The 22,589-nt window shown below is 35.7% G+C and carries 19 protein-coding genes; 2 read left to right on the top strand and 17 right to left on the bottom strand.

Translation table 11 applies throughout. From position 1 onward, the window contains the following. Positions 1 to 46: 46 nt before the first annotated feature. The 9 genes from QQS35_RS07565 to QQS35_RS07525 form a co-directional block, all read right to left on the bottom strand. Positions 47 to 892, bottom strand: coding sequence for a carbohydrate ABC transporter permease (locus QQS35_RS07565; RefSeq protein ID WP_285931335.1), 846 nt, complete (start codon positions 890 to 892; stop codon positions 47 to 49). 13 nt (positions 893 to 905) lie between these two features. After that, positions 906 to 1,832 carry a carbohydrate ABC transporter permease gene (locus tag QQS35_RS07560; protein WP_285931343.1) on the bottom strand — a complete coding sequence of 309 codons (927 nt, stop codon included), beginning with the start codon at positions 1,830 to 1,832 and terminating at the stop codon, positions 906 to 908. An 80-nt stretch (positions 1,833 to 1,912) separates the two neighbouring features. Continuing rightward, positions 1,913 to 3,238: an ABC transporter substrate-binding protein gene (locus QQS35_RS07555; RefSeq protein ID WP_285931334.1), complete on the bottom strand. Its 1,326-nt coding sequence runs from the start codon at positions 3,236 to 3,238 to the stop codon at positions 1,913 to 1,915. A 438-nt stretch (positions 3,239 to 3,676) separates the two neighbouring features. Continuing rightward, entirely contained in the window at positions 3,677 to 3,859 is a 183-nt protein-coding gene (locus tag QQS35_RS07550; protein ID WP_285931333.1) for a cold-shock protein, read from the bottom strand. Between the two features lie 220 nt (positions 3,860 to 4,079). After that, a complete protein-coding gene (gene kduI, locus QQS35_RS07545) occupies positions 4,080 to 4,913 on the bottom strand; it encodes a 5-dehydro-4-deoxy-D-glucuronate isomerase (protein ID WP_285931332.1) in 834 nt (277 codons plus the stop codon). A gap of 78 nt (positions 4,914 to 4,991) precedes the next feature. Then, complete coding sequence (kduD, locus tag QQS35_RS07540; protein WP_285931331.1) at positions 4,992 to 5,747, bottom strand: 2-dehydro-3-deoxy-D-gluconate 5-dehydrogenase KduD; 756 nt, start codon at positions 5,745 to 5,747, stop codon at positions 4,992 to 4,994. A gap of 164 nt (positions 5,748 to 5,911) precedes the next feature. Continuing rightward, the gene (locus QQS35_RS07535; RefSeq protein ID WP_285931330.1) at positions 5,912 to 6,676 is read right to left on the bottom strand and encodes a DeoR/GlpR family DNA-binding transcription regulator; all 765 of its coding nucleotides are present in this window, start codon (positions 6,674 to 6,676) and stop codon (positions 5,912 to 5,914) included. A gap of 317 nt (positions 6,677 to 6,993) precedes the next feature. Continuing rightward, complete coding sequence (locus QQS35_RS07530; protein ID WP_285931328.1) at positions 6,994 to 7,746, bottom strand: sugar phosphate isomerase/epimerase family protein; 753 nt, start codon at positions 7,744 to 7,746, stop codon at positions 6,994 to 6,996. A 22-nt stretch (positions 7,747 to 7,768) separates the two neighbouring features. Beyond that, positions 7,769 to 8,377: a hypothetical protein gene (locus QQS35_RS07525; RefSeq protein WP_285931327.1), complete on the bottom strand. Its 609-nt coding sequence runs from the start codon at positions 8,375 to 8,377 to the stop codon at positions 7,769 to 7,771. Between the two features lie 232 nt (positions 8,378 to 8,609). Here QQS35_RS07525 and QQS35_RS07520 point away from each other — a divergent pair, with 232 nt between their 5' ends. Then, positions 8,610 to 9,254 carry a YesL family protein gene (locus tag QQS35_RS07520; protein ID WP_285931326.1) on the top strand — a complete coding sequence of 215 codons (645 nt, stop codon included), beginning with the start codon at positions 8,610 to 8,612 and terminating at the stop codon, positions 9,252 to 9,254. Between the two features lie 205 nt (positions 9,255 to 9,459). Here the strand turns inward: QQS35_RS07520 and QQS35_RS07515 are convergent, their stop codons facing one another. The 8 genes from QQS35_RS07515 to xylA form a co-directional block, all read right to left on the bottom strand. Continuing rightward, positions 9,460 to 11,574, bottom strand: a complete 2,115-nt coding sequence (locus QQS35_RS07515; protein WP_285931325.1) for a glycoside hydrolase family 52 protein — start codon at positions 11,572 to 11,574, stop codon at positions 9,460 to 9,462. Positions 11,575 to 11,764: 190 nt separating this feature from the next. Then, a complete protein-coding gene (locus tag QQS35_RS07510) occupies positions 11,765 to 12,622 on the bottom strand; it encodes a carbohydrate ABC transporter permease (RefSeq protein ID WP_285931342.1) in 858 nt (285 codons plus the stop codon). 56 nt (positions 12,623 to 12,678) lie between these two features. Continuing rightward, a complete protein-coding gene (locus tag QQS35_RS07505; protein WP_285931324.1) occupies positions 12,679 to 13,557 on the bottom strand; it encodes a carbohydrate ABC transporter permease in 879 nt (292 codons plus the stop codon). 106 nt (positions 13,558 to 13,663) lie between these two features. Then, entirely contained in the window at positions 13,664 to 14,992 is a 1,329-nt protein-coding gene (locus QQS35_RS07500; protein ID WP_285931323.1) for an extracellular solute-binding protein, read from the bottom strand. 112 nt (positions 14,993 to 15,104) lie between these two features. After that, positions 15,105 to 15,884: a response regulator transcription factor gene (locus QQS35_RS07495; RefSeq protein WP_285931322.1), complete on the bottom strand. Its 780-nt coding sequence runs from the start codon at positions 15,882 to 15,884 to the stop codon at positions 15,105 to 15,107. Further along, entirely contained in the window at positions 15,874 to 17,628 is a 1,755-nt protein-coding gene (locus QQS35_RS07490; protein ID WP_285931321.1) for a sensor histidine kinase, read from the bottom strand. The genes QQS35_RS07495 and QQS35_RS07490 overlap by 11 nt, the downstream gene beginning before the upstream one ends. A gap of 524 nt (positions 17,629 to 18,152) precedes the next feature. Then, positions 18,153 to 19,652: a xylulokinase gene (xylB, locus tag QQS35_RS07485; protein ID WP_285931320.1), complete on the bottom strand. Its 1,500-nt coding sequence runs from the start codon at positions 19,650 to 19,652 to the stop codon at positions 18,153 to 18,155. A gap of 269 nt (positions 19,653 to 19,921) precedes the next feature. Further along, on the bottom strand, positions 19,922 to 21,247 hold the full coding sequence (xylA, locus tag QQS35_RS07480; RefSeq protein ID WP_285931319.1) for a xylose isomerase: 1,326 nt from the start codon (positions 21,245 to 21,247) through the stop codon (positions 19,922 to 19,924). A 137-nt stretch (positions 21,248 to 21,384) separates the two neighbouring features. Between xylA and QQS35_RS07475 the strand changes: the two genes are divergently transcribed. Then, positions 21,385 to 22,563 (top strand): ROK family transcriptional regulator, encoded by a 1,179-nt coding sequence (locus QQS35_RS07475; protein WP_285931318.1) that lies wholly within the window; start codon positions 21,385 to 21,387, stop codon positions 22,561 to 22,563. Positions 22,564 to 22,589 lie beyond the last annotated feature (26 nt).

The raw sequence follows: 22,589 nt of genomic DNA, 5'->3' as shown, positions 1-22,589 counted from the left end.
ATTAGTTACAAAATACCCTAATCTCTTATACGCCTCTATACTAGTTTTAGCTTTTTACCGCCCCTTCTGTCAAGCTTGATATAAACAATCGATTTAGTAATATGAATACAATAATTAATGGTACGGTTGCCCAAAATGTACCTGATAAAATCATCCCGTTATCTCGGACGTAGTTATCGATGAGCCCACGCAATGCTACTTGAATTGTAAATGATGATTGATCACGCAACACAACTAATGGCCACAGGAAATCATTCCAAATGTACATAAACCTTATTATAGCAAGCGTAGCAAACGCTGGAATAATAACTGGGATAGCGATATTCCAATACACTCTAAAATTAGAGCAACCATCAATTTTAGCTGCTTCCACTAACTCCTTAGGTACGTTACTACTTATATATTGTCTCATCCAAAAGATACCGAATGCATCGATAAGTCCTGGTACTATAATAGCCTTTAAATCATTTAACCAATCCAATTTGGTAATGATGATATATTGTGGAATCAAACCAAGCTGTGGTGGAATCATCATGGTAACTAAGATGAATACAAATAAGATGTTTTTTCCTTTAAAATTAAATATCGCAAATGCAAACCCTGCTAATGAACAAAGAAATAATACGCCAATCGTTGCAATCGTTGACACAATTAATGAATTCCAAATAGCACCGAAAAAATCGATTGTGTTAATTACATTGGTAAAGTTTTCAACTAATGCTTCTCCTGGTATAAAAGCTGGAGGTACATTGTTTATTGCGCTATTATGGTTGGTCGCCATTACAAACATCCAATAAAGCGGAAAAATGGATAGGAAAGAGCCAACGGCAAGTATTAAATAGATAAACGCTTTTGACATAGAAAACTTTTTACTGCCAATCTTTTCACTCATTTGCTTCTCCTCCTTATCTTCCAACCCTATTTGCAATGAAAACATTAATAGTGGACAAGATTATAATAATCAAAAATAAAATAATCGCTGCGGCTGATGCTGGACCGAATGCTAAGTTTACAAATGCTTCACGGTAAAGATAAAGTACAACAGTAAGACCTTCTTCTCTATATGTTCGCCCAATAAAGATCAATGGTTCTGTAAAAAGTTGCAGTGCTCCAATGGTTGAAGTGAACACGGTTAGAATGATGATTGGACGTAACATAGGAATTGTAATATATTGTATTTTTTGCCGTATTGTTGCACCATCTATAACCGCTGCTTCATATAAATCATTTGGAATCGCTTGAAGACCAGCAAGATAAATGATTGTGTTATATCCAACCCAGCGCCAAAATACCATGGTCGAAATAGCTACTTTAACTCCCCACCAGGAAGTTCCCCAACTAATGGGATCAACTCCAAACAAACCAGCAATAAGATTAAATAATCCGAATTCCTGGTCGTTAAACATAATACCAAAGACTATTGCAACCGCTACTGTTGATGTTACGTAAGGCATAAATATAGAAACACGGAAAAAACTTTTCAATTTTATCAACGTCGAATTCAATGCATATGCCAATATAATACCTATAAGTAGTTGCGGAAGTGTTCCTAGGACCCACATAATTAAAGTATTTGACAGAGAAGTCCAAAACAGCTGATCCGTTAGTATCCATTTAAAATTCTGAAATCCTACAAACTCCATCTCTCCAAGACCATTCCACTTTTGAAAGCCTAGATAAAAACTAAAGAGCATTGGAAACAAACCGAAAATACCAAACAAAATAAAGAATGGTGAAATATATATATATCCTGAAATCGCTTCTTTTGTCTTTTCACTTAAGGATGATCTTTTTTTTGTTGGAGGCAGTTGCTTTTGAACCTTTGTTTGGATTTGTGCCACTATGTTCTCTCCTTCCAATTTATTTCAAGCGGCCCATGGATTTCACTCCACAGACCGTTTGAATACCATCCTTACTGTCTTTCTAATTGTGTTTCAACATTTTCAACTAACTTATCCCATTCTTTTTGTGGATCGGCCCCACCTGATGCTACATTTATTAGTGCCTCCGTAATAGCTGTGTTTACCATAGAATAATTAACACCCATGTAAACTGATTTAACATTTTGTGCTGCGTCAGCAAAAATTTGCGCTGTTGGAGCACCACTAAAATAATCATCTGTTGCTGCTAAGAACTCTTCGTTTTCATATATATCTGGTGTTGATGGAAATAGTCCATTGTTAGTGAAAGATTTCAACTGTTGTTCTGGTGCTGTTAACCAAGAAATAAAAGCAAACGCTTCTTCAGGATGCTCTGATTCCTTTGGTATGGTTAGGAATGATCCACCCCAGTTACCTGCCCCTTCAGGAATCGAAGCAATATCCCATAGACCACTAGCATCTTCAGCATTACCTTTAACATTAGCTACCATCCAACCAGGAGCTCCCGGCATAGTAGCATAGCTTCCTTCCGCCATTGCAGTACCCCACTCCGGAGTCCAAAGTGCGTTTTGACCAATTAACCCTTCTTCAATCATCTTTGTAGTAAAGTCATACGCTTCTTTTACCGTATCTTCAATAATCAGTTCATCATCTTCATTGAAATATTGCTGATCTAGCTGATCTCTCATCGCATTGAACACCATTTCAGGTGAATCAGCAATTGGTTTACCCGTTTCTTCTTTGATCGTTTTTGCCGCATCATAATAGGCATCCCACGTATCTATTTCTGCAGCAACTTCTTCACGATCTGTTGGCAATCCAGCTTCTTCCATTACATCTGTACGGTAGAACATTGTTGTAGGACCAATGTCAGTTGGTAAACCTAATTGAAAGGTTCCGTCGACATTTTGAGCTTGTTCCCATTTCCAATCAAGAAAATTAGCGGCTACATCTCCAGCTCCATAATCATTTAAATTATAGAATTGATCCGATGCTTGCATAAACTTGGCAATATTACTTATTTCAATCATTGCGATATCTGGTGCACCGCTACCAGCAGATACTGCTGTAAACAAGTTATTATGAACATCTTCCATTTCTCCCTCATTTAGTGTAATGCTTACATGAGGATTTTCTGCCTGATATTCTTCAATTAATACGTCATAACCCGTGCTACCAAATACTGTAAAATCTAACTCTACAGCTTCTTGTTCACTGTCACCACTATCACTGTTCCCTTCACTTTCACTACTGCTGTTATCACTTCCACCGTCACTTTCACTGCTACTATCATCGCTACATGCAATCAACGTAAGAAATAAACCAAGAAACAGAACTAAAGAAAACCATTTTTTCATCTTATTAACCCCCGTTTATTTTAGTTTAAAAAACTAACTACTTGTGTTCTCACATTAGATGTAGAATGATTACACACATAAAGCGCAAATAAGGAAACCGGTTTCCTTATTTAATAAAAAATAAATACAATTAATTCACTTTACGTGTTGTAATCGCTTTCTTATTTGATTATATTACTATGAATTAACAAATACAAGTATAAAAAACAGTGTTTTTCTTATTAAATTATTTTTATAAAGAAATCGGTTTCCTTTTTATTGAATCCTTAATGTTGTACTTTAAGCACGTGAGAGGGAAATAACTAATTACGGGCTGGAGCTGGCTGTTTCTGTATATTAGCTACATCTAAATAATTTCACAATAAAAAAAGAGACCATTTTCACAGCCTCTTCATTTATACGATATCCATTTCATGGTGACGTTAAGCTTTGATGTTATTATCCAAGTTTCGGTAGTACCCGCTCTTCCTTAACCATTTCTGATTTACACAATGGACAAGCTGGCACTTTATCAAAGGAATAGTCCTCTCTCATCCAACCAGGGCATGATTCATTTGTACACGCCCATACAATTGTTTCAACTTCTGGTACAGGTTCTTTTCGGTTGTTGTAATAAGCCATAAGGCATCCCCTTTCCTGGGTAGTAACATCTATTATACCGCATTTTAACTGTAAAGACAAAGTGCCTCAAACGTTAATAACTTTTTCAGTTTAATTAGCTAATCAGAGTAGCTGATTTCGGTTTAAGGATAAACTGGCTAAACTATATAAAATAGAAAGCCCTTTTTGCATGTCGTATGTTGGATAACATCACCAAACAAAAAGAGCTCTCAGTTGCATCTTATTTTATATCTTCAAGTTTCACGCCGTCCATGTCCGTAAATGTGTAATTTTCTCCAGCCATTGCCCAGATAAATGTATAGTTTTTTGTTCCTACACCAGAGTGAATCGACCATGGTGGTGACAAGACTACTTGTTCATTTTTGATAACTATGTGACGTGTATCATCTGGTTTACCCATAAAATGAAATACGCGTGATTGATCATCCATATCAAAATAAAGATAAGCTTCCATACGACGGTCGTGTACATGCGGCGGCATAGTATTCCACATATTATTAGGTGCAAGTAGGGTCATCCCCATCATTAATTGACAGCTTTGAATCCCGTCTTTGTGGATATATTTATAAATCGTTCTTTTGTTTGATTCTGCATCAGAACCTAGATGCGTTGGAATAGCTTCTTTTATTGGAAGCTTTTTTGTCGGATAGCTCTTATGCGCTAACGCCGATACAATGTAAAAGTGAGCAGGGGCAGAAGGATCAGCACTCTCAATCGTTACTTCTTTCACACCTTTACCAACATAGAGACAGTCGCGTTTATTCAACTCATAAGTCTCACCATCTACATTTACTTTACCGATAGATTCACTAATATTGATGATTCCTACCTCACGTCTTTCTAGAAAGTATTCCGTTTTTAATGTTTCTTTATCTTCTAATTTTAATGGTTTATCTGTTGGTATTGCGCCACCAGTTATCAAGCGGTCATAGTGAGAATACACCATATTCAATTCACTTTTGACAAACAAAGATTCAATTAAAAAGTCTTCTCTTAATCGTTCACCATCATAGCCTTTTACATCTCTTGGATTACTTGCATATCTAATTTCCATGTTAATAAATCCCCTTTCGTTTATGTTTTAGATAACAACTATGTTTTTAATCTACTATACTAGTAAACTAGCTTGTCTTTAAGAGCCCATCCATCCACCATCTACACAAAGAACATGCCCATTTACATAATTAGAGGCATCAGAAGCTAGAAAAATAGCTGCGCCTTGTAAATCCTCAGGTGTTCCCCATCTACCTTGTGGGATCCTAGACTCGATGGAAGCTTTACGATCTGGATTGTTACGAATTGGCGCTGTATTGTCTGTAGCCATATAACCCGGAGCGATAGCGTTTACATTAACACCTTTACTACTCCATTCATTCGCAAGTGACTTAGTAATACCAGCTACAGCATGTTTACTTGCAGCATAAGATGGTACAGTTAATCCACCTTGGTAAGATAGCATGGACGCAATGTTGATTATCTTCCCTGATCCTTTTTCAATCATATGCTTTCCGATTTCCCTACATAGTAAAAATACTGCGTTTTGATTAATATTGATTACCTCGAACCAATCAGCATCTGTATATTCTGCTGCCGGTTTACGGCGAATGATGCCCGCATTATTAATTAAGATGTCCACGCGACCTGTAATGGCAATTGCCTGTTTTGCTAGCTTCACAGGTTCATCCAAATCACTTAAATCCACGGTTAGTTCATGGTAGATTCCACCAAGTGCTTCTATTTTTTCCTTTGTATCAGAGCTACCACTCAATCCGGCACCAATTACGGTAGCACCCGCTTTAGCTAACCCCATTGCCATACCTTGACCTAAGCCACGACTAGCCCCTGTTACAAGAGCAACTTTTCCTTCTAAAGAAAATAATGGTTCCATTAATTACATTCCTCCTTAAAACAATCACTTAAATGTTCGTTTATGTTCGTTTTGTTTGAATTGGTTTGATTATATCACTTCTATGTACAAAAATAAAGTGCAAATTATTAAGAAAAATAATTGCACTTATTTAAGTCAAATTCATCATATTAATTTTTAGTATATTAAATTGAAGCTATTTTAACTGAAACGTTATAGTTATTCATTTTTTCTTTTAATTGTTCGTTTAAGTGACTATCTGTTATTATCTCATCAATTTCAGTGAAAGAGGCAAATCGAACTAATGCTACTTTTTCAAACTTTGATGAATCAGCAACAAGTGTCACGTGATCTGCTGATTTGATAATTTGCTTTTTCCAGTCCGCATGTAGACTGTTAAACACTGTTAAGCCATGTGTAATAGAAACACCTGTTGTTCCAAAAAACAATCTGTTTACTCGTAACTGTTTCAGTAACTCTGTTGCTTGAGCACCTATTAAAGAAGAAGATTTTGGAATTCTAGTGCCTCCTAAAACAATAAGTTGAACATTATCTTTGCCATCTAACATATTGGCTATTTTCAAGTCATTCGTAATGATACTAACAGGAAAATCCCCAAGCATTTTACATATCTCTTTTGTTGTACTGCCACCATCCATTAATATCGTATCATTTGGTTTTATTAGTTTTATTGCTTCTTTTGCAATGGCACGTTTTGTTTCATTGTGTGCAGATTGCCTTTCGTCAATAGGAAGTAACTTCCCTTCCGCCTCTAGTAGGATAGCACCACCGTGTACGCGTTTCAATAAACCGCGTTTCTCTAACGATTCTAAATCGATTCGAATTGTTTTCTCTGTTACTCCAAGGTTATTTGCTAATTGAGTAACTTTAACAATTTTATATTTTTCAAGTTCGGAAATAATTGTTTGGTAACGTTCCATCGATAGCATAGTTATTCCTCCATAGTATGTTCACTATAACTATAGCACTTTTCCGAACAAAAACAAACATACATTTAAAATGCAAGCTGAAAATCAGGAAGGTTAACTTACAGAACTAATCCTTTATGAACAAAAGCTCAGGGCGCCTTGCTCACCCTAGGGCAATTATAACGAACATCTATGTGGTGCTCTTTACCACAAAGATGTTCGACTCGGCATGCAATATTCAGTTATCCACAGGACACTACATCTATAATTTCCTGATGCTACAAAAAAAGTAGGAGTTGATAGTCAACTCCTACTTTATGTCTAATATGATGATTTAATTATTTACTCACTAATTCATGTAACGTTGTTGCATCCTTTAAAAATTGATCTTCACTGTCATTTTTGACAAACTCCATAAATAAATAGTTGTCTTTGTCATATTTTTTAATTTCATTTAAGTATTTATTCCACTCTTCTTTTCCTTCATGCAATGAAAGTCTATCTGTTGGGGTCCAGTGAAATACATGAACATGTGATAACCAGGTTTCTATTGTTTGAATACTTGCTAATCTATCATCGATTGTTCTTCCCACCGCTGGTTGCCAATACAAATAAATATTAGAATGATTAACTTCTTCCATTAATTGCTTTGCGCTTTCCATCGTATCTGTTAACGTATTTCCGTGGTATTCGAAATGAACGGTTACTCCTTGTTTATCCGCTAAATTCCCAATTCTTTTAGCATCTTCCACTACTTTTTCTCTATAGACGTTCGTAGCCTCTTGTGAACCTAATGTTCCAGCCCATACACGTATAGCTGGAGCGCTAAGTTCTAACGCCGTTTCTAATATTTCTTTAAAACTATATTCATTCTCATCACCTACTCGGTAATAAGAACCATAAGAAACGACTTCTAACTTTGCATTGGTTGTTTTATTTTTCACTTCTTTTGCATGTTGTAATGAACCAGGTGGAACATGAATGTCAGCTCCCCATTCAATTCCTTGTAGACTTGCTTTTTTTGCTAAATCAATAACTTGATCAACGGAGTGATTTCTAAAAGTTACCGAACATAACCCCAATTTAAACATTTTTCACCCTCCATTTTGTAATTTATTCGGATATTGCATCCACAAATCCTTTAATTGTTTCCTTGTTATTAGCTTTTCTCGGTATAGCTAAAATTTTATCCTTTAAATGTTCATACTTATTAAAAATTGGAATATTAGAAGTACTTAGACCATATACAACATCCGCTTCATCGGTGTAAACGGCATGTTTCTCTCCATCTAGACTAGATGGCGCCACATATTCAGTTAACGGTGCAAATGCCTCCTCATTTATCAGATCATTAAAGGATTCTTTTTCTAACACAATAACGTCAATTTCTCCTGCAGCAAAATGAGCCATGAACTTTTGACTTTCTGCAAAGCCAAGACCATTAATTCCAGGTTCTGAAAGATTCATATAATCCACATTAACGTTAAATTCTGGAAACTCACTATTCATATCCGTTGTAAATTGCTCTTGTTCTATTAGATTTTCTCCCACTACAGAAATATTAAACCGTTCTTCACTATTCAAAGTCGTACTTATTAATGATATAACAAGAACAAGTGCGACTATTGATCCGATAATATGCAATTTATAATATTCCCAAATATAATCTACTTTCTCTTTAAAACTATCCATTGTGCTTAGTTGTTCTCTTAACTTTTTCATACGTTTCACCTCATAGTAGTTGTCATTTGGGTAATTGTATTCGTTAATCTAATGTGAATTATTTGCTACATAAGCTAACCTTAAGCAATGTCGAAAGCGTTGTCAATAATCTAGTGAATTTAAATACTTTTTTAAAGAAAAGTTTGTTTAATCGTTAAACAAAGATAGTAATATGGTAAACTATATATATGAACAATACACAAATAAAGCAAACCTTTCAAGGAGGATATCGATGTCGCAGGTAAGCCTAGGGCCCTTATTTACTATTGCAGAAAGAATATCAAAATTTGCCTATGTTAATTTATTATGGATTGTTTTCACACTTGCCGGAATAATCTTATTTGGTTTTTTTCCAGCAACAATTGCTTTGTTTACTGTTATTCGAAAATGGGTGCTAAATGATTATGATGTACCTGTCTTTAAAACCTTTTGGAATTCTTATAAACAAGAGTTTTTAAAAGGTAATCTAGTGGGGTTAATTATAGCAATGATAGGAGTCATCTTCTATGTCAACCTTAGCTATATGCAAGTAAATAAAGATACACTTTTAATGTTAACTCATATTCCGTTATATTTAGTAATGTTTGCAATTAGTTTAACGCTATTATACTTAATTCCTGTATATGTACACTATAATGTACCATTTATTCAAATGTTTAAGAATGCCTTTTTGATTATGTTTATTAACCCACTGAACAATTTATTGTTAATCATTTCAATAACAATCACATTATATGGTATGTCATTTATACCAGGCGTACTATTTTTCTTTGCTGGAAGTGTAACCGCTTATATTATCATGACATCTTGCTATCAGGCTTTTAAAAAAGTTGACGAACAAAAGCGCAGGCGCCTTGCTCGCCCCCGACAAGCTTAAGACGAACATCTATGTGGTGCTTTTTTCCACAAAGATGTTTGACTCGGGTAGGCTCTGTAGCTGGACGTGGCACATGTAATAGTCAGTTATCCACAGGACACTAAATCTATAATTTCCTGGTGCTACAATAAAAGAAAAAAAAACTGAAAATAAATAGAGAAGAAGTTGGACTATTGTCCTACCTCTACTCTATTTTACTAGTAAATTATTTTTCATCTAACCAAAGAATACTTGTTACTCCCCGTGGATAATATTTACTTCCTATAATTTCACCAGATACTATTTGATCGCTCCAACTCCAAACCGACAATGTAGGATGCGTTAACCACTCGACATGAGCAGCATCGGCTTTTTTCCCTATTTTGCCCCACTCCCAGCCAAGAATCTGTCGCGCAATGAATTGGCATAGATAAATTTTACTAAGCCATGAATTATTGCTAGTTGAGGAAATCTTCCAACCACCATCATCAAATAAACAAACACCATCCGTTAATACTGTTTTAAAGTGCGTTTCCAATGCCTGAATGTACTCACCGAAACGACCTTTGGGATTAAGTGCTTCTTTGTTATTCGTGTAGTAAGGAAAAATAAGTCCTTCAATAGCTGGAATTATCTTAGAATCATTTCCTTCTCCAATTACCGCCGGAATATAGCCCTCTTCTGTAAGATGACTAGCGATAGATGCGGCGCATTTGTCAGCTTGTTCACCTGCAAGAATAGCAAGATCCTCCTTGCCATTATTTCTAAATAGTGTCTCAAGGGCAACATAGGATGCCCAAGACTTTCCAGCTAAATAAATGTTATTTCGCGCCTGTCCAAGCGATACGTCTAGGCTATCGTAGGTTGTAATTTCTGCTCCACCCATTACTCTGGAAGAATCTAATCCCATAATCCCATTCCGTTTCGCTGGATCAGGGTCATCACGGTTCACGATACTTTCTAAGCATTGCTCTACTATATGCATATTTTCATCTAACCATTCTTGGTCACCTGTTTGTTCCACATAAACGGTAGCTGTTAATATCCAGTTCACTAACTGTTCATGTGTCATATGGGAAAAGCATCCATCAATCCCATATAACTCATAGGAAGAATAATGCGGACGCGAAATTGTGTTGGCTACACCCATATCATGAGTAAAGCTTATCCCTCCTGGGTATTCCGTTTTATCATCAGGAAAACGGACTTTATCTTGATAACTAAAACGCTTAATAAACATATTAAGTTCATTTTTTACTGTCCAAGGATTCATCTTCAATTCAAAAAAAAGTTGGTCCACCGTTAAATCGAATGTATTCATCATTCGATATTCACCTTCATTTACAACCCAAAACGGTTCACCATCAACTTCTAGTAATTGTGTAGAACCATAGTAACTCCTGATGGAATGTGCCATCATAAATTTTTGATCATCAGACAAATGCTCTCCATTTATGATTTGATTTGATTTTCTAGCACGATTAGCTAATTGATTAAAGTTTTGTAATGTGTACGTAGAGACCTCTTCTATATCAGCAAAATACCGCGTATAGTAGTAGGATGCATCTAGTCCTGCTGTAACAAGACCACCTCGATAAAAACTAATAGCGAATTGATAGGTTCTTTTTTCCCCAGCTGGAACATCCATAATTAATGCACCAACTGGTCCTAAACCAAATGCCCAGTTTTCTTCATGTGGTGTCGTTAAAATATTTTCTAAACTAAAATGTAAAGCAGAGGTAACCTCTGGATTAGACGAAGTAATGGATGTTAACCTTCCTTGACCAACTCCAGCAATCCCATCTAACGTATCATCCAAGCGACGCATCGAGCTATAGACATCACTGCCCTCATAGCCAAAAAATGCTCTTCGTGATTTTTCACTTTTTGTGTTATCGATGGTAAGTTCAGCAAGTACGGATGGAACAAGCACTCGTTTCATCTCATCCTCTGTTGCTGAAACAGGCTCTGGAACTGATTCTACTTGAGAATAGATAGTAAATTCCAAATCACCTGCTTTCCAAGTATCGGTACCCAAATGGAAATCTCTTTCTACTTCTTCTTGAGCAAAAGGAAAAATGATTTTTGGTTTATCTGGGTCTGGATCAGGATTTTCAACATCGTAACGTTTACTTTCGTCATCTTCACCTGTATTAAAAAACGGAAGTGCATCATAATGTCCTTCGTGGTTAGCTGACTCTACACCTATATATACATTCTTACGTGGAGAACGACCGATTTCTAAATCAAGTCCACCTCCGCTACCTGGAAAACCAAGTGTAAAACTAGAAAACGATCCAATAGGTGAGTGATGTGCATTAAAAAAATTATTTTTAGGCATATTTTCCATCCCTTCTTATTAGAAAAGTCCTTGTTTCTGAGATATGACTTTCAGCTCAACCTAGGCCAATTATTGCAAAGCATGGCGCATGGTCTTCTTTTTGAACTAGACCGAGTAGTCTGCTTGCGCTATCCACGATAAAACAGTTTCGTATTTAAGATATAACATATAATCGGTTAATTACTAGCACTTATCCCTTGACAGAACCAGCGGCTATTCCTTCAACAATTCGGTTACTCAATAGGATAAACGCAATTAAAATAGGGATAATACTAATCATTAGAGTAGCTCCAATTGCTCCCCAATCTGTCAAATATTGACCGATGAAGTTTTGTATTCCAACGGTTAATGTTTTATATTTATCGGAACTAATAAATGTATTTACAAATATAAATTCGTTCCAATTATAAATCATATTAATGATTACCGTTGTTGAAATAACCGGCGTGGTCATCGGCAGTGTAATCTGAAAAAAGATTCGGTGTACAGAACATCCATCCATCACAGCTGCTTCTTCCACTTCACGAGGTAAAGTGTAATAAAACCCAAGTAATATCATAATCGTTAATGGAAGGTTAAATGCTGTATATGCTAGAATGATTGATATTGGATTATCGATTAAATTTAACTTATTAAAGAAATCAAACAACGGAATAAGCGCTGAATGTATTGGTATCATCAGTCCTACCATAAATAAACCAAGTACTAATTTATTGTATTTCCAATTCATACGAGTAATTGCAAAAGTAACAAAGCTTGCTAGAAGAACCGTTAACACTACTGCTACTACAGTTATCCAGACACTATTAAAGAAATAAAGGTTTATACTCCCATCCGTCCAAGCCTTTGCATAATTCTCCCATCTTGGACTTTCAGGTAAGGCGAACGGTGACTTACCGAAAACTTCTGAATTACTTTTTAATGAAAACATGAATAACCATACAAGTGGGTAGATCTGAAAGATAGCGATTATTCCCAATATAAGATAGAGGAGTCCATATCCAATACGTCCCCATAAGGATATTCCTTTTTTAGCTGTTACATTTATCTTCGTTTGTTTGTTTAATTCTATATTTTCCTTGTTCACTTTATACTCCCCCCCTCTTAATATTGTATTTCATCTTCAGAAGCTGTAAGTTTACGAATCAACCAAGTAATCACTAAACAGATTACTAGTAAGAAAAACCCTACTGCACTACCATAACCAAAGTCATTTGTGCTAAATGCTTGTTTATACATATAGGAGGCAATTACTTCACTTGCCCCGTTTGGTCCTCCGCCAGTCATTACATAAATCAAGTCGAAATATTTTAATGAACCGACAATTGCTAAAATTATTGTCACTTTGATTACTCCAGAAATTAAAGGCAATTTAATTTTGTAAGCAATTTGAATAGGATTTGCTCCATCAATTTTAGCAGCTTCTACTAAAGACTCTGGAATTCCCTTCAAAGCAGCAGAATAGATAATAATATAAAAGCCAGCGTATTGCCAAATTATCGCTACGAAAATGGAATATAATACAAGATTAGAATCCGCTAACCATACCGGTGTGTTTTCAACACCAACAGCTGTAAGAAAACTATTTATAATTCCATTATTTGGATCATAAATTTTCAACCAAAGCTGCGCAATTGCTACGGAAGATAATAGCATAGGAATCAAATATATTTTCCTTAACAATTCTGAGCCTTTTATTTTCCCTGCTAAAATCAGAGAAATAATTAAATAACCTACTAAACTTAATGTGGAAAACGCTGCTAACAAAAATGAATGTAATGCACTATCCCAAAACTTTTCGTCTGTAAGTAAATTGGCGTAATTCTCTAACCCAACAAAAGTCATTTCTCCAATGCCATCCCAGTCCATTAACCCATAGTATCCAGTTAATATAATAGGAAAGTAAATTAAAACAGAAATTACTAGGAGTGCAGGCAAGACATATAATGCGATTACCCATTTATTTGACATGACTTTGTTCATAGATGTGTCTCCCCCTTCTTATATAGATATAGAAAGGGACATATCAGGAATTAATATATATCCCTTCCTGTCCCTTAAAATAACATTTATTTTCTATATTATATTTCTACTCTTCATCAGCAAGTGCTTGCTCTTGTTCTGCTGCAAACTCTTCTGGTGTTACTTCTCCTCCAAATAACGCCTGGATCATATTCAAGTGAACTTCTGCAACTCCTGGACTTATTTGCACATCTGCATAAAGCGTTAGGTTAGATGCATCATTTAAATCGTTTAGAATATCGATATACATTTGCGGAAGATCTGTTTCCGACGTATCAACTTTTGTAGCCGGAATAACACCTGCTTTTGTTACAGATTGCTCTCCCCATTTTTCTACAAAGAATGCCGCAAAGTCTTTTGCTTCTTCTTTCACGTCTGATTCTTCAGCTACGAACAACCCAACACCAGGTCCACCTACATAGCTATTGATGTCTCCTTCTCCACCTTCAACTGTTGGGAACTTAAAGTATCCTACAGAATCTCTGAATTCTTGTGGATTATCTTCATTTGTCGTCCATTCTGGAAGATCCCATGTAGCCATTAAATACATTGCTGCTTGTTCATTAATGAAGTACCCTTTTGCTTCGTCATTTCCTAGTCCGTTGAACCCTTTTACAAATGCTCCCATGTCTACTAGTTCTTGAATTTGTGCTGCTGCTTCAACTAAAGCTGGATCCTCAAAACTACCTGTACGGTTGATTGCATTTGTAAGTGTTTCTGGTCCACCAATTCTGTCTGCTAGGTACATATACCACATGGAACCTGTCCAGCTATCTTTATTACCTAAAGTAATTGGCGTAACACCGTTATCTACCAATGTTTGAACAACTTCTTTTAATTCTTCAAATGATTCCGGTGCTTCTAAGCCATACTCATCAAAAATTGCTTTGTTGTAATATACTGGAGTAATGTTTAACTCAAGTGGTAATCCATACGTATTGCCGTCAAGAGCATAAGCTTCTGCTGTACCTGGTACAAATGCATCACTTAGATTTTCTTCGATAACATCATCTAATGTAGCGAATTTATTTCCCTCTACATAAGGTTCTAAAAATCCCGCTGACCAAGTCATACCAACATCTGGTAGTTCGTTAGATGCAGACAATACTTTTAGTTTTTCTTTGTATTGCTCGTTACCAAGAATTTCAACTTCTACTTCTACACCTTCGTTATTACTTTCGTACTCATCAATAATTGAATTTACAATTTCATTATGCTGTTTTGAACTTCCTTCTGGCCATAAGTGCATAAAATCAATTGTCTTTACATCACCGCCATTTGAACCGCTTTCATTTTCGGATTCAGAAGATGATTCCGTATCACTAGAACATGCTGCTAGCATAAGAGATGTAACTACAATTAACAGAAAAGATACCGATAACGCTTTCTTTTTCATTTTAAAACCCCCATAAATTCAGTATTTAATATGACTTATCCTACAATTAAAAGCTTATCATTGGAGGGGTAATTTCGTAAGGTAACTACGATTGGCTAAAATACTACTTATTTTAGAAATCGCTTACATTTAACTTACGATATGCATTTGGTGTCATACTTTCCTGCTGTTTGAACAGCTTAATAAAATACTTGGATGTTGAATAACCAACTTTTTCAGCAATTTCTGTTATCGGTAATGTTGTGGAAATCAACATGTTTTTGGCATGTTGTAATCGTGTTCGAGTGAGATATTCACTAAAAGTTAATTGAAGTTCCTCCTTAAATAAAGCACTTAAATAACTCGCATTTAAATGGACGTGATCTGCCACTTCTTTAAGTGTGATTTCTTGGTTATATCGTTGATCAATATACGTTAAGCTATCTTTGATTGATGAATTGTATCGTTCATCCATATTTATAGTAAGTAACTTATCATCGATTACGCGCTCTATTCTCCCAGTACGTGTCCTTTTTTCTACTTCCTCAAGAGCCTCTTCAACCGCTTCCATTAACTTTTGCTTACTAATTGGTTTTAATAGGTAATTGACAACCCCAAGCCGAAGTGCTTCATGTGCGTATTCAAATTCGGAGTATGCAGATATAACGATTACTACAGGTTTTTTTGATTGTTCTTTTAAGATTTCTAGTAATTTCAACCCGGTCACTTCAGGCATACGGATATCTGTAATTAACAACATGATTTTACGTTGTTTAATTATGTCAATCGCTTCCAAAGCGCTAGCAGCACTGATAACTTCATAACTAGTCTCCGCCCAGTTTTCTAATGTCTTTTTCAATCCTTGTCTTGTTCTTGGTTCGTCATCAACAATTAGAATAGTTTTACGATCCATTGTTATCCTCCTCATTAATAGGTATTTCAAACGAGATGCGTGTGCCTTTTTCAACTACACTATCAATTTCTAAACCTTTCAAATTATGGTTTTGATAATATAAGTGAAGTCGCTTATGAACATTAGCCAAAGCAATTCCATTTCCTTTTAAAGATGAGTTTCCTCCTTGTTCAATAGATTGATAGATCCACCTCAGTGTTTCTTCCTCTATCCCATTACCATTGTCTTCCACAGTCACTCTAAGTCTATTTTTTTTGTTTGCTTTACGTATCGTGACGGTAACAACACACGCGCGTATTGTATTTCCGACGCCATGTAAAATAGCATTCTCTACTAAAGGTTGAATCAATAATTTTGGTATTTTCACATGTTCCCACTCAGGTTGCACACGCTTATCCCATTGAAGTCGATCACCAAAACGCATTTGCATAATGTTTATATATCGATCGCTATGATCGATTTCTTCTCTAATTGTTACCCATTCATTTTTGTTCTGATGGCTAATTGTGTACCTGAACAGTTCAGACATATCTAACACGAGTTCTGCTAATTCTTCTTCCTCTTTATCTTCCAATGACCAATATAGAGAATCTAATGTATTAAATAAAAAATGCGGATTTATCTGGGCTTGTAATGCTTTTAATTCAGAGCGGCTACGTATTAATTCCTTTTCATAAACCATTTGAATTAAGTGATTTGTTTCCACCACTAATTGATTGTATGTATTATTTAACTCATTAATCTCATTGATTGATGCACTATTAGGTGTCATCGTTAGCGTCCCCTTACTCGCTTGTTGCATTGTTTTCGTTAACTTTATAATTGGCTGAGTAATGAGCGTTGATAAAAAGAATGAGCAAACAGAAAAAATGATAAAACCAATGATTCCAGAAATAACAATCACTGTTCTTAAGACAGTGATACCTTTTGTTAACGTATGTACTGGTGTCAATATTGCCAATGTCCATCCAGTTAATGGAGATGTTTGTTTAACTAGCATGTAATCCTCGTCATTTATACGAATGGTACTATCTGTTGTGGTGAAAAGATGACTAATATTTGCTTCATAATTTGATATAATAGGTTGACCATTACTATCAACTAAAATCGTATAATCATTGCTCTGATCATCGCTTATGCCCTGATTTATTTGAAAATAATTTTTATTAATTCTAATTAATAAATACCCGCCTGTGCTAAATGCTCGATCCATCATACTAACTCTTCGCATCGCTAAAAAAAACTCTGGACTTCTTGGATCCTGACCAACCCAAATTAAACTTCCTTTGGCCTGGTTGGCTTTTTTAATCCAATCAGCATCAATTCGACCAAGTAAGTGTTCATCACCTAATGGTAATATTTTTTTGTAGTCTTTCGTATATAATTCGATTGAATAGATACCATCTGCGTTAGCCTGTAGTGTATTCGCTGTTTGCATTAAAGACTGACGTTCATTAAAGGTTGCTGCTTTTCCATCCAGCTCATTTAAAAGTAACTTTTGTAAATCCTCATTCGTTGCTACTTGTTTTGTCACCATATTTAACTGCTCAAATAACGACTCAAAACGACCATTTGCTTCCACTGCTGTTTGTTGCATTTGTTCTTCAGCATTGCTTGTTAATAGGGTAGACACACGACTGTAAGTCAAAATCCCTACGATCAAGAGGACAATCATCATAACAAATAAAAAAATAAACAGTATTTGATTTCGTAGTGTATTCCACTTTTTAATTAAATTCAGCATTGTTTGTCATTCCTTTATAAAATATGAGTTTTAGTCGACAATACTAATCTATTCTTTTTTAGGCTTTTTTCGTTAACATTGTTTTTAGACAGCCGTCGAACTTGATAGAAAGTCTTCACTAAGTTTATCGTAACTTCCTTGCATTCTTTCTGAGATAAGCGCTAAATCCAACGCTACGGAAAAACACTCCCTTTTCGTGGGGCGACACTCCTGCAGGAAAGTGCGAGCGGAAGATCGACTCAGAAGCGGTTTTCTTCTGAGTTAGCTGAAGCCGTGCCTGCGGAAAGGGAGTCGATTTTGCTTGAGGAGCAGGGCAAGTGCTCTAGTACAGACTTTATATTTTATCTGTCATAAACAAACTTTTAGATAACAGCTTTTTTAAAAATGACTTGCATTCAAAGACCGGAGGCATACTATTTTGGTGAAATATAGGAAGGGGGTATTTAATAGATAAGGAAGGAACACACTGTATAATTTTTTCAAAATTTAATACTAGTTTGTTCCTTCCTTATTGCATGTACTATTTATCTACGAAAAGGTGCTAATTGTTTATTTAAACTAGCTGTTTGAACATAAACATCTTTATATACTTCAAACAATTCGGCATATTTTTTAACGTTTTCTTGAATTGGTTCATACACTTCCGCTTCCTCCAGAAATTCTTCTGCACATTCCTCCAAAGAAGAAAACCAACCACAGCCATATGCTGCAAGCATTGCTGCACCCATACCAGGACCTTGCTCACTTTTTAATTTCACCATTTTAGCATTAAATATATCTGCTTGAATTTGAAGCCATTGCTCACTTTTTGACCCACCACCAATAGAATAAATCGTATCAATTGTTTTACCATTTTCTCGAAAAATAGCAATCGACTCGTTTAACGAAAAAGTGATTCCTTCTAAAACTGCACGGGCAAAGTCTATTCGTTTATGTGAGCTATCCATACCGATAAAACTTGCACGGATTGTCGCGTCAGCATGTGGCGTTCTTTCTCCAACTAGATACGGTGTGAATAATAATCCATTAGATCCAACTGGAACCGTACCAACTTCTTTTAGTAACGTATCGAAATCTTCTTCTTCCGCAAATGTATTTTTAAACCAGTTCAAACTATGTCCTGCAGATAATGTTACACCCATTGTGTAATAGGCGTTTGGTGCACCATGATTGAAATAATGCACTTTCCCTTTGTAATCCTTGTCACCAGTTTCTTCATAAGAAAGAACGACCCCAGATGTCCCAATGCTTGCAAACGTCTTTCCTGGAGAAAGAATACCCGAACCAATCGCCCCACATGCGTTATCTGCTCCACCAGCGAACACACTCGTTGTTTCTGCTAGTCCTGTTTGATTAGCAAAATCAGTAGTAATCTTGCCTACATTATCGTGTGAATTTACTAATGGAGGACAAATCGAAATATCAATATTGAGTAGGTCACAAATTTCTTTACTCCAGCCTTTCTCACTTATATCTAGTAAACTTGTACCAGCCGCATCGGAATACTCCATTTGTAATTCACCAGTTAAGCGGTAACGCAAGTAATCTTTTGGTAGTACAAACTTCTTAACTTTTGCATAAAGACTGGGCTCATTTTCTTTCACCCATAATATTTTTGGCAAGGTAAATCCTTCTAATGCAAGATTCTTTGTAATAGAAATGAACTTTTCTTTACCAACTTTCTCATAAATATCTTGGCACTGTTTTGTTGTGCGTGTATCGTTCCATAAAATTGCGTTACGCAGGACGGTATTTTCTTCATCTAAAAGTACCAAACCGTGCATCTGTCCAGAAAAGCTAACTCCTTCAATATCTATATTATTTCCATCAAATGTTGCAAGTAGTTCAGCAATACCACTTGCCGTTTGGCTTATCCACTCTTCAGGATCTTGTTCACTATAACCGGATTTTTCTTGAATTAATGGATAGGATTTAGAAACTTCATGGACTACTTCTCCAACGCGGTTAACTAGTAAAAGTTTGACAGCACTTGTACCAAGATCAACTCCAATTACATATTTCATCAGTGCACCTCTTTCAATAAATAAGTTTGGCTATTTCACAAAGCCTATTGTTGGCTAAAATATATAGAATCCGACAGTGTGACTCCTTACGCACTTTGGAAGATGAGGGTTAATGCGTACTGCGGAAAGGGAGCCAATATCACTTGAGTAGCGGTTCAAAAACTACGACGATTTGGATCAACTTCGGAAATCGAGTTTAATACCCTCACTTGCGTTGTTAAGTGAGGGTATTAAAAATAACAACAGGAATGAGTTAGGTTATTTTAAACTTATTCGCCTGCGTATGCTTTTAATAGATATTGGTTAATGGTAGCTTTAATACTTTCTAATCGACCAGACTTGTTCTTGATTTCTGTTAATCCTAATGCATGGTCTTCTAATGACTTGAAGTTAGCTTTACCTTCAACGATTTCTTTTCCAATTCCACTCGTATAGCTTACATAACGATCATCAATAATATTTTCTAATACTTTATCCTCGATTAATTGGTTAGCAATTTTGTAACCTACCGCAAAAGCATCCATACCTGCAATGTGTGCGTGGAATAAGTCATCTTGTTCAAATGAACCTCTTCTTACTTTCGCATCAAAATTAAGACCGCCTGTTCCTAGTCCACCATTTTTAATAATTTCATACATTGCTAATGTAGTAGAGTACAAGTCAGTAGGAAATTCATCTGTATCCCACCCTAATAATGTATCACCTTGGTTCGCATCAACAGAACCTAACATACCGTTAACTCTTGCATAACGTAGTTCATGCTCAAAAGTATGACCCGCAAGTGTAGCATGATTCGCTTCTATGTTAAATTTGAAATGTTTTTCTAGACCATAACTTTGTAAAAATGCATATGCAGTAGCAACATCATAATCATATTGATGGGTAGTTGGTTCTTTCGGTTTTGGTTCAATTAGGAACTGTGCATCAAAGCCTATCTCTTTTGCATAATCTACTGCCATATGGAAGAAACGCCCAAGATTATCTTGTTCTAATTTTAAATCCGTGTTTAACAGTGTTTCGTATCCTTCACGGCCACCCCAGAACACATAGTTTTCTCCACCTAGTTCTTTACCGATTTCTAATTGTTTCTTCACTTTTGCAGCAGAATAAGCAAATACATCTGCGTTATTTGAAGATGCTGCCCCATGAACAAAACGTGGATTTGTAAAGTTATTTGCAGTATTCCAAAGCAATTTCACTTTACTATCCTTCATGTAGTCTTTTATCATAGCAACAATCACGTCTAAATATTGATTTGATTCTTTTAATGTGTTTCCTTCAGGTGCGATATCAACATCATGAAAACAGAAATATGGTACACCTAACTTTTCAAAAAAATCAAAAGATGCTTCGACACGTGCTTTTGCTAAATCCATACCTTTGAATTTGTCCCAAGAGCGAACCATTGTACCTGCGCCAAATGGATCTGAACCATCAGCAGCAAATGTATGCCAATAAGCAACGCCATAACGTAAGTACTCTTCCATTGTTTTTCCATTAATTATTTCTTCTGGATTATAAAATTTAAATGCAAAAGGATTCGTTGATTTTGCACCCTCAAACTTAATCTTGTTAACGTTTCCAAAATGAGTCATGTGAAATTCCTCCGTTTTTATAATTTGGTAACTGCTTGGTTAGATTATATCAACGCCCCCGCACTTTGTCTAGTGGATAAACAAAGTTTATGATAAAATAAATAAACATGATAATAATTGAGAGCGAGTGATTAGAAATGAACCAAACTTGGAATCAACATGTTGTTAAAAAAGAAAACAAAACGTTGGTACTTGAGATTATAAAGAATCAAGCACCAATATCCCGAGCGGATGTTGCCCAGGTAACTGGATTAAATAAAGGAACAGTTTCTTCTCTAGTGAGCGAACTTATTAAGGAGCAATTAATTCAAGAATCAGGACCTGGTGAATCAAGTGGTGGCAGAAGGCCAGTGATGTTGCTATTTAACCACTTAGCTGGTTATTCTATCGGAATAGATTTAGGCGTTAATTATTTACTAGGGGTTTTAACTGACCTTGACGGAAACATTGTACATGAAAGAAAAGTTCAATATAAAGATTCTTCCTACCAAGAAATAATGCAACAATTATTTGAATCGATTGATGACTTAATAGCCTCTACACCTTCTAGTCACTATGGTGTCATTGGCATAGGAATCGGTGTCCCTGGAATTGTTAGTAACGAAGGAGAAATTTTACTTGCTCCTAACTTAAATTGGAAAAGAATTAAACTAAAAAAAATGGTTGAAGATCATTATGAATTACCTGTAATTATAGAAAATGAAGCTAACGCTGGTGCCTATGGTGAAAAAATGTTTGGAGTAGGTCAGGATTGTCAAGATATTGTGTATGTTAGTGCAGGAGTTGGAATTGGAATAGGTCTTATTTTAAATGGATCTCTTTATAAAGGAAGTGCTGGTTTCTCTGGTGAATTAGGTCATATGACTATTGAAGTAAATGGATTAGAATGCAGTTGTGGGAATAAAGGTTGCTGGGAATTATATGCTTCAGAACAAGCCTTAATTAGAAAGGCCGAACAATCTGTCACTCTAAATTCTAAAGGTTATGACCTTACACTTGATCGTTTAAATCAACTTGCTGAGAGCGATAAAGAGGCTACTAGTCTATTTGAAGAAATTGGTGACTATTTAGGTGTTGGGATTACAACGATTGTAAATACATTTAACCCTGAACAAATTATTATAGGAAATAGATTAGCATCTACCGAGAAATGGGTAAAACCTGCACTTATCAATCGAATCACTAATTATGCCTTAAAACAACATCAAAATAATCTAAAAATAAATTTCTCAAAACTAAATATCCACTCTACTGCGATGGGAGTCATCGCATTTACGATTGAGAAATTTTTAGAAGTTGATCTTACTCATAAATAACCTATTAACATATAAGGGAAACTCAG

Source organism: Aquibacillus rhizosphaerae, from assembly GCF_030282825.1.
Taxonomy (GTDB): domain Bacteria; phylum Bacillota; class Bacilli; order Bacillales; family Amphibacillaceae; genus Aquibacillus_C; species Aquibacillus_C rhizosphaerae.
The sequence above is the reverse complement of the archived record's forward strand: the minus strand, read 5'-3'. Positions and strand labels throughout refer to the sequence as shown.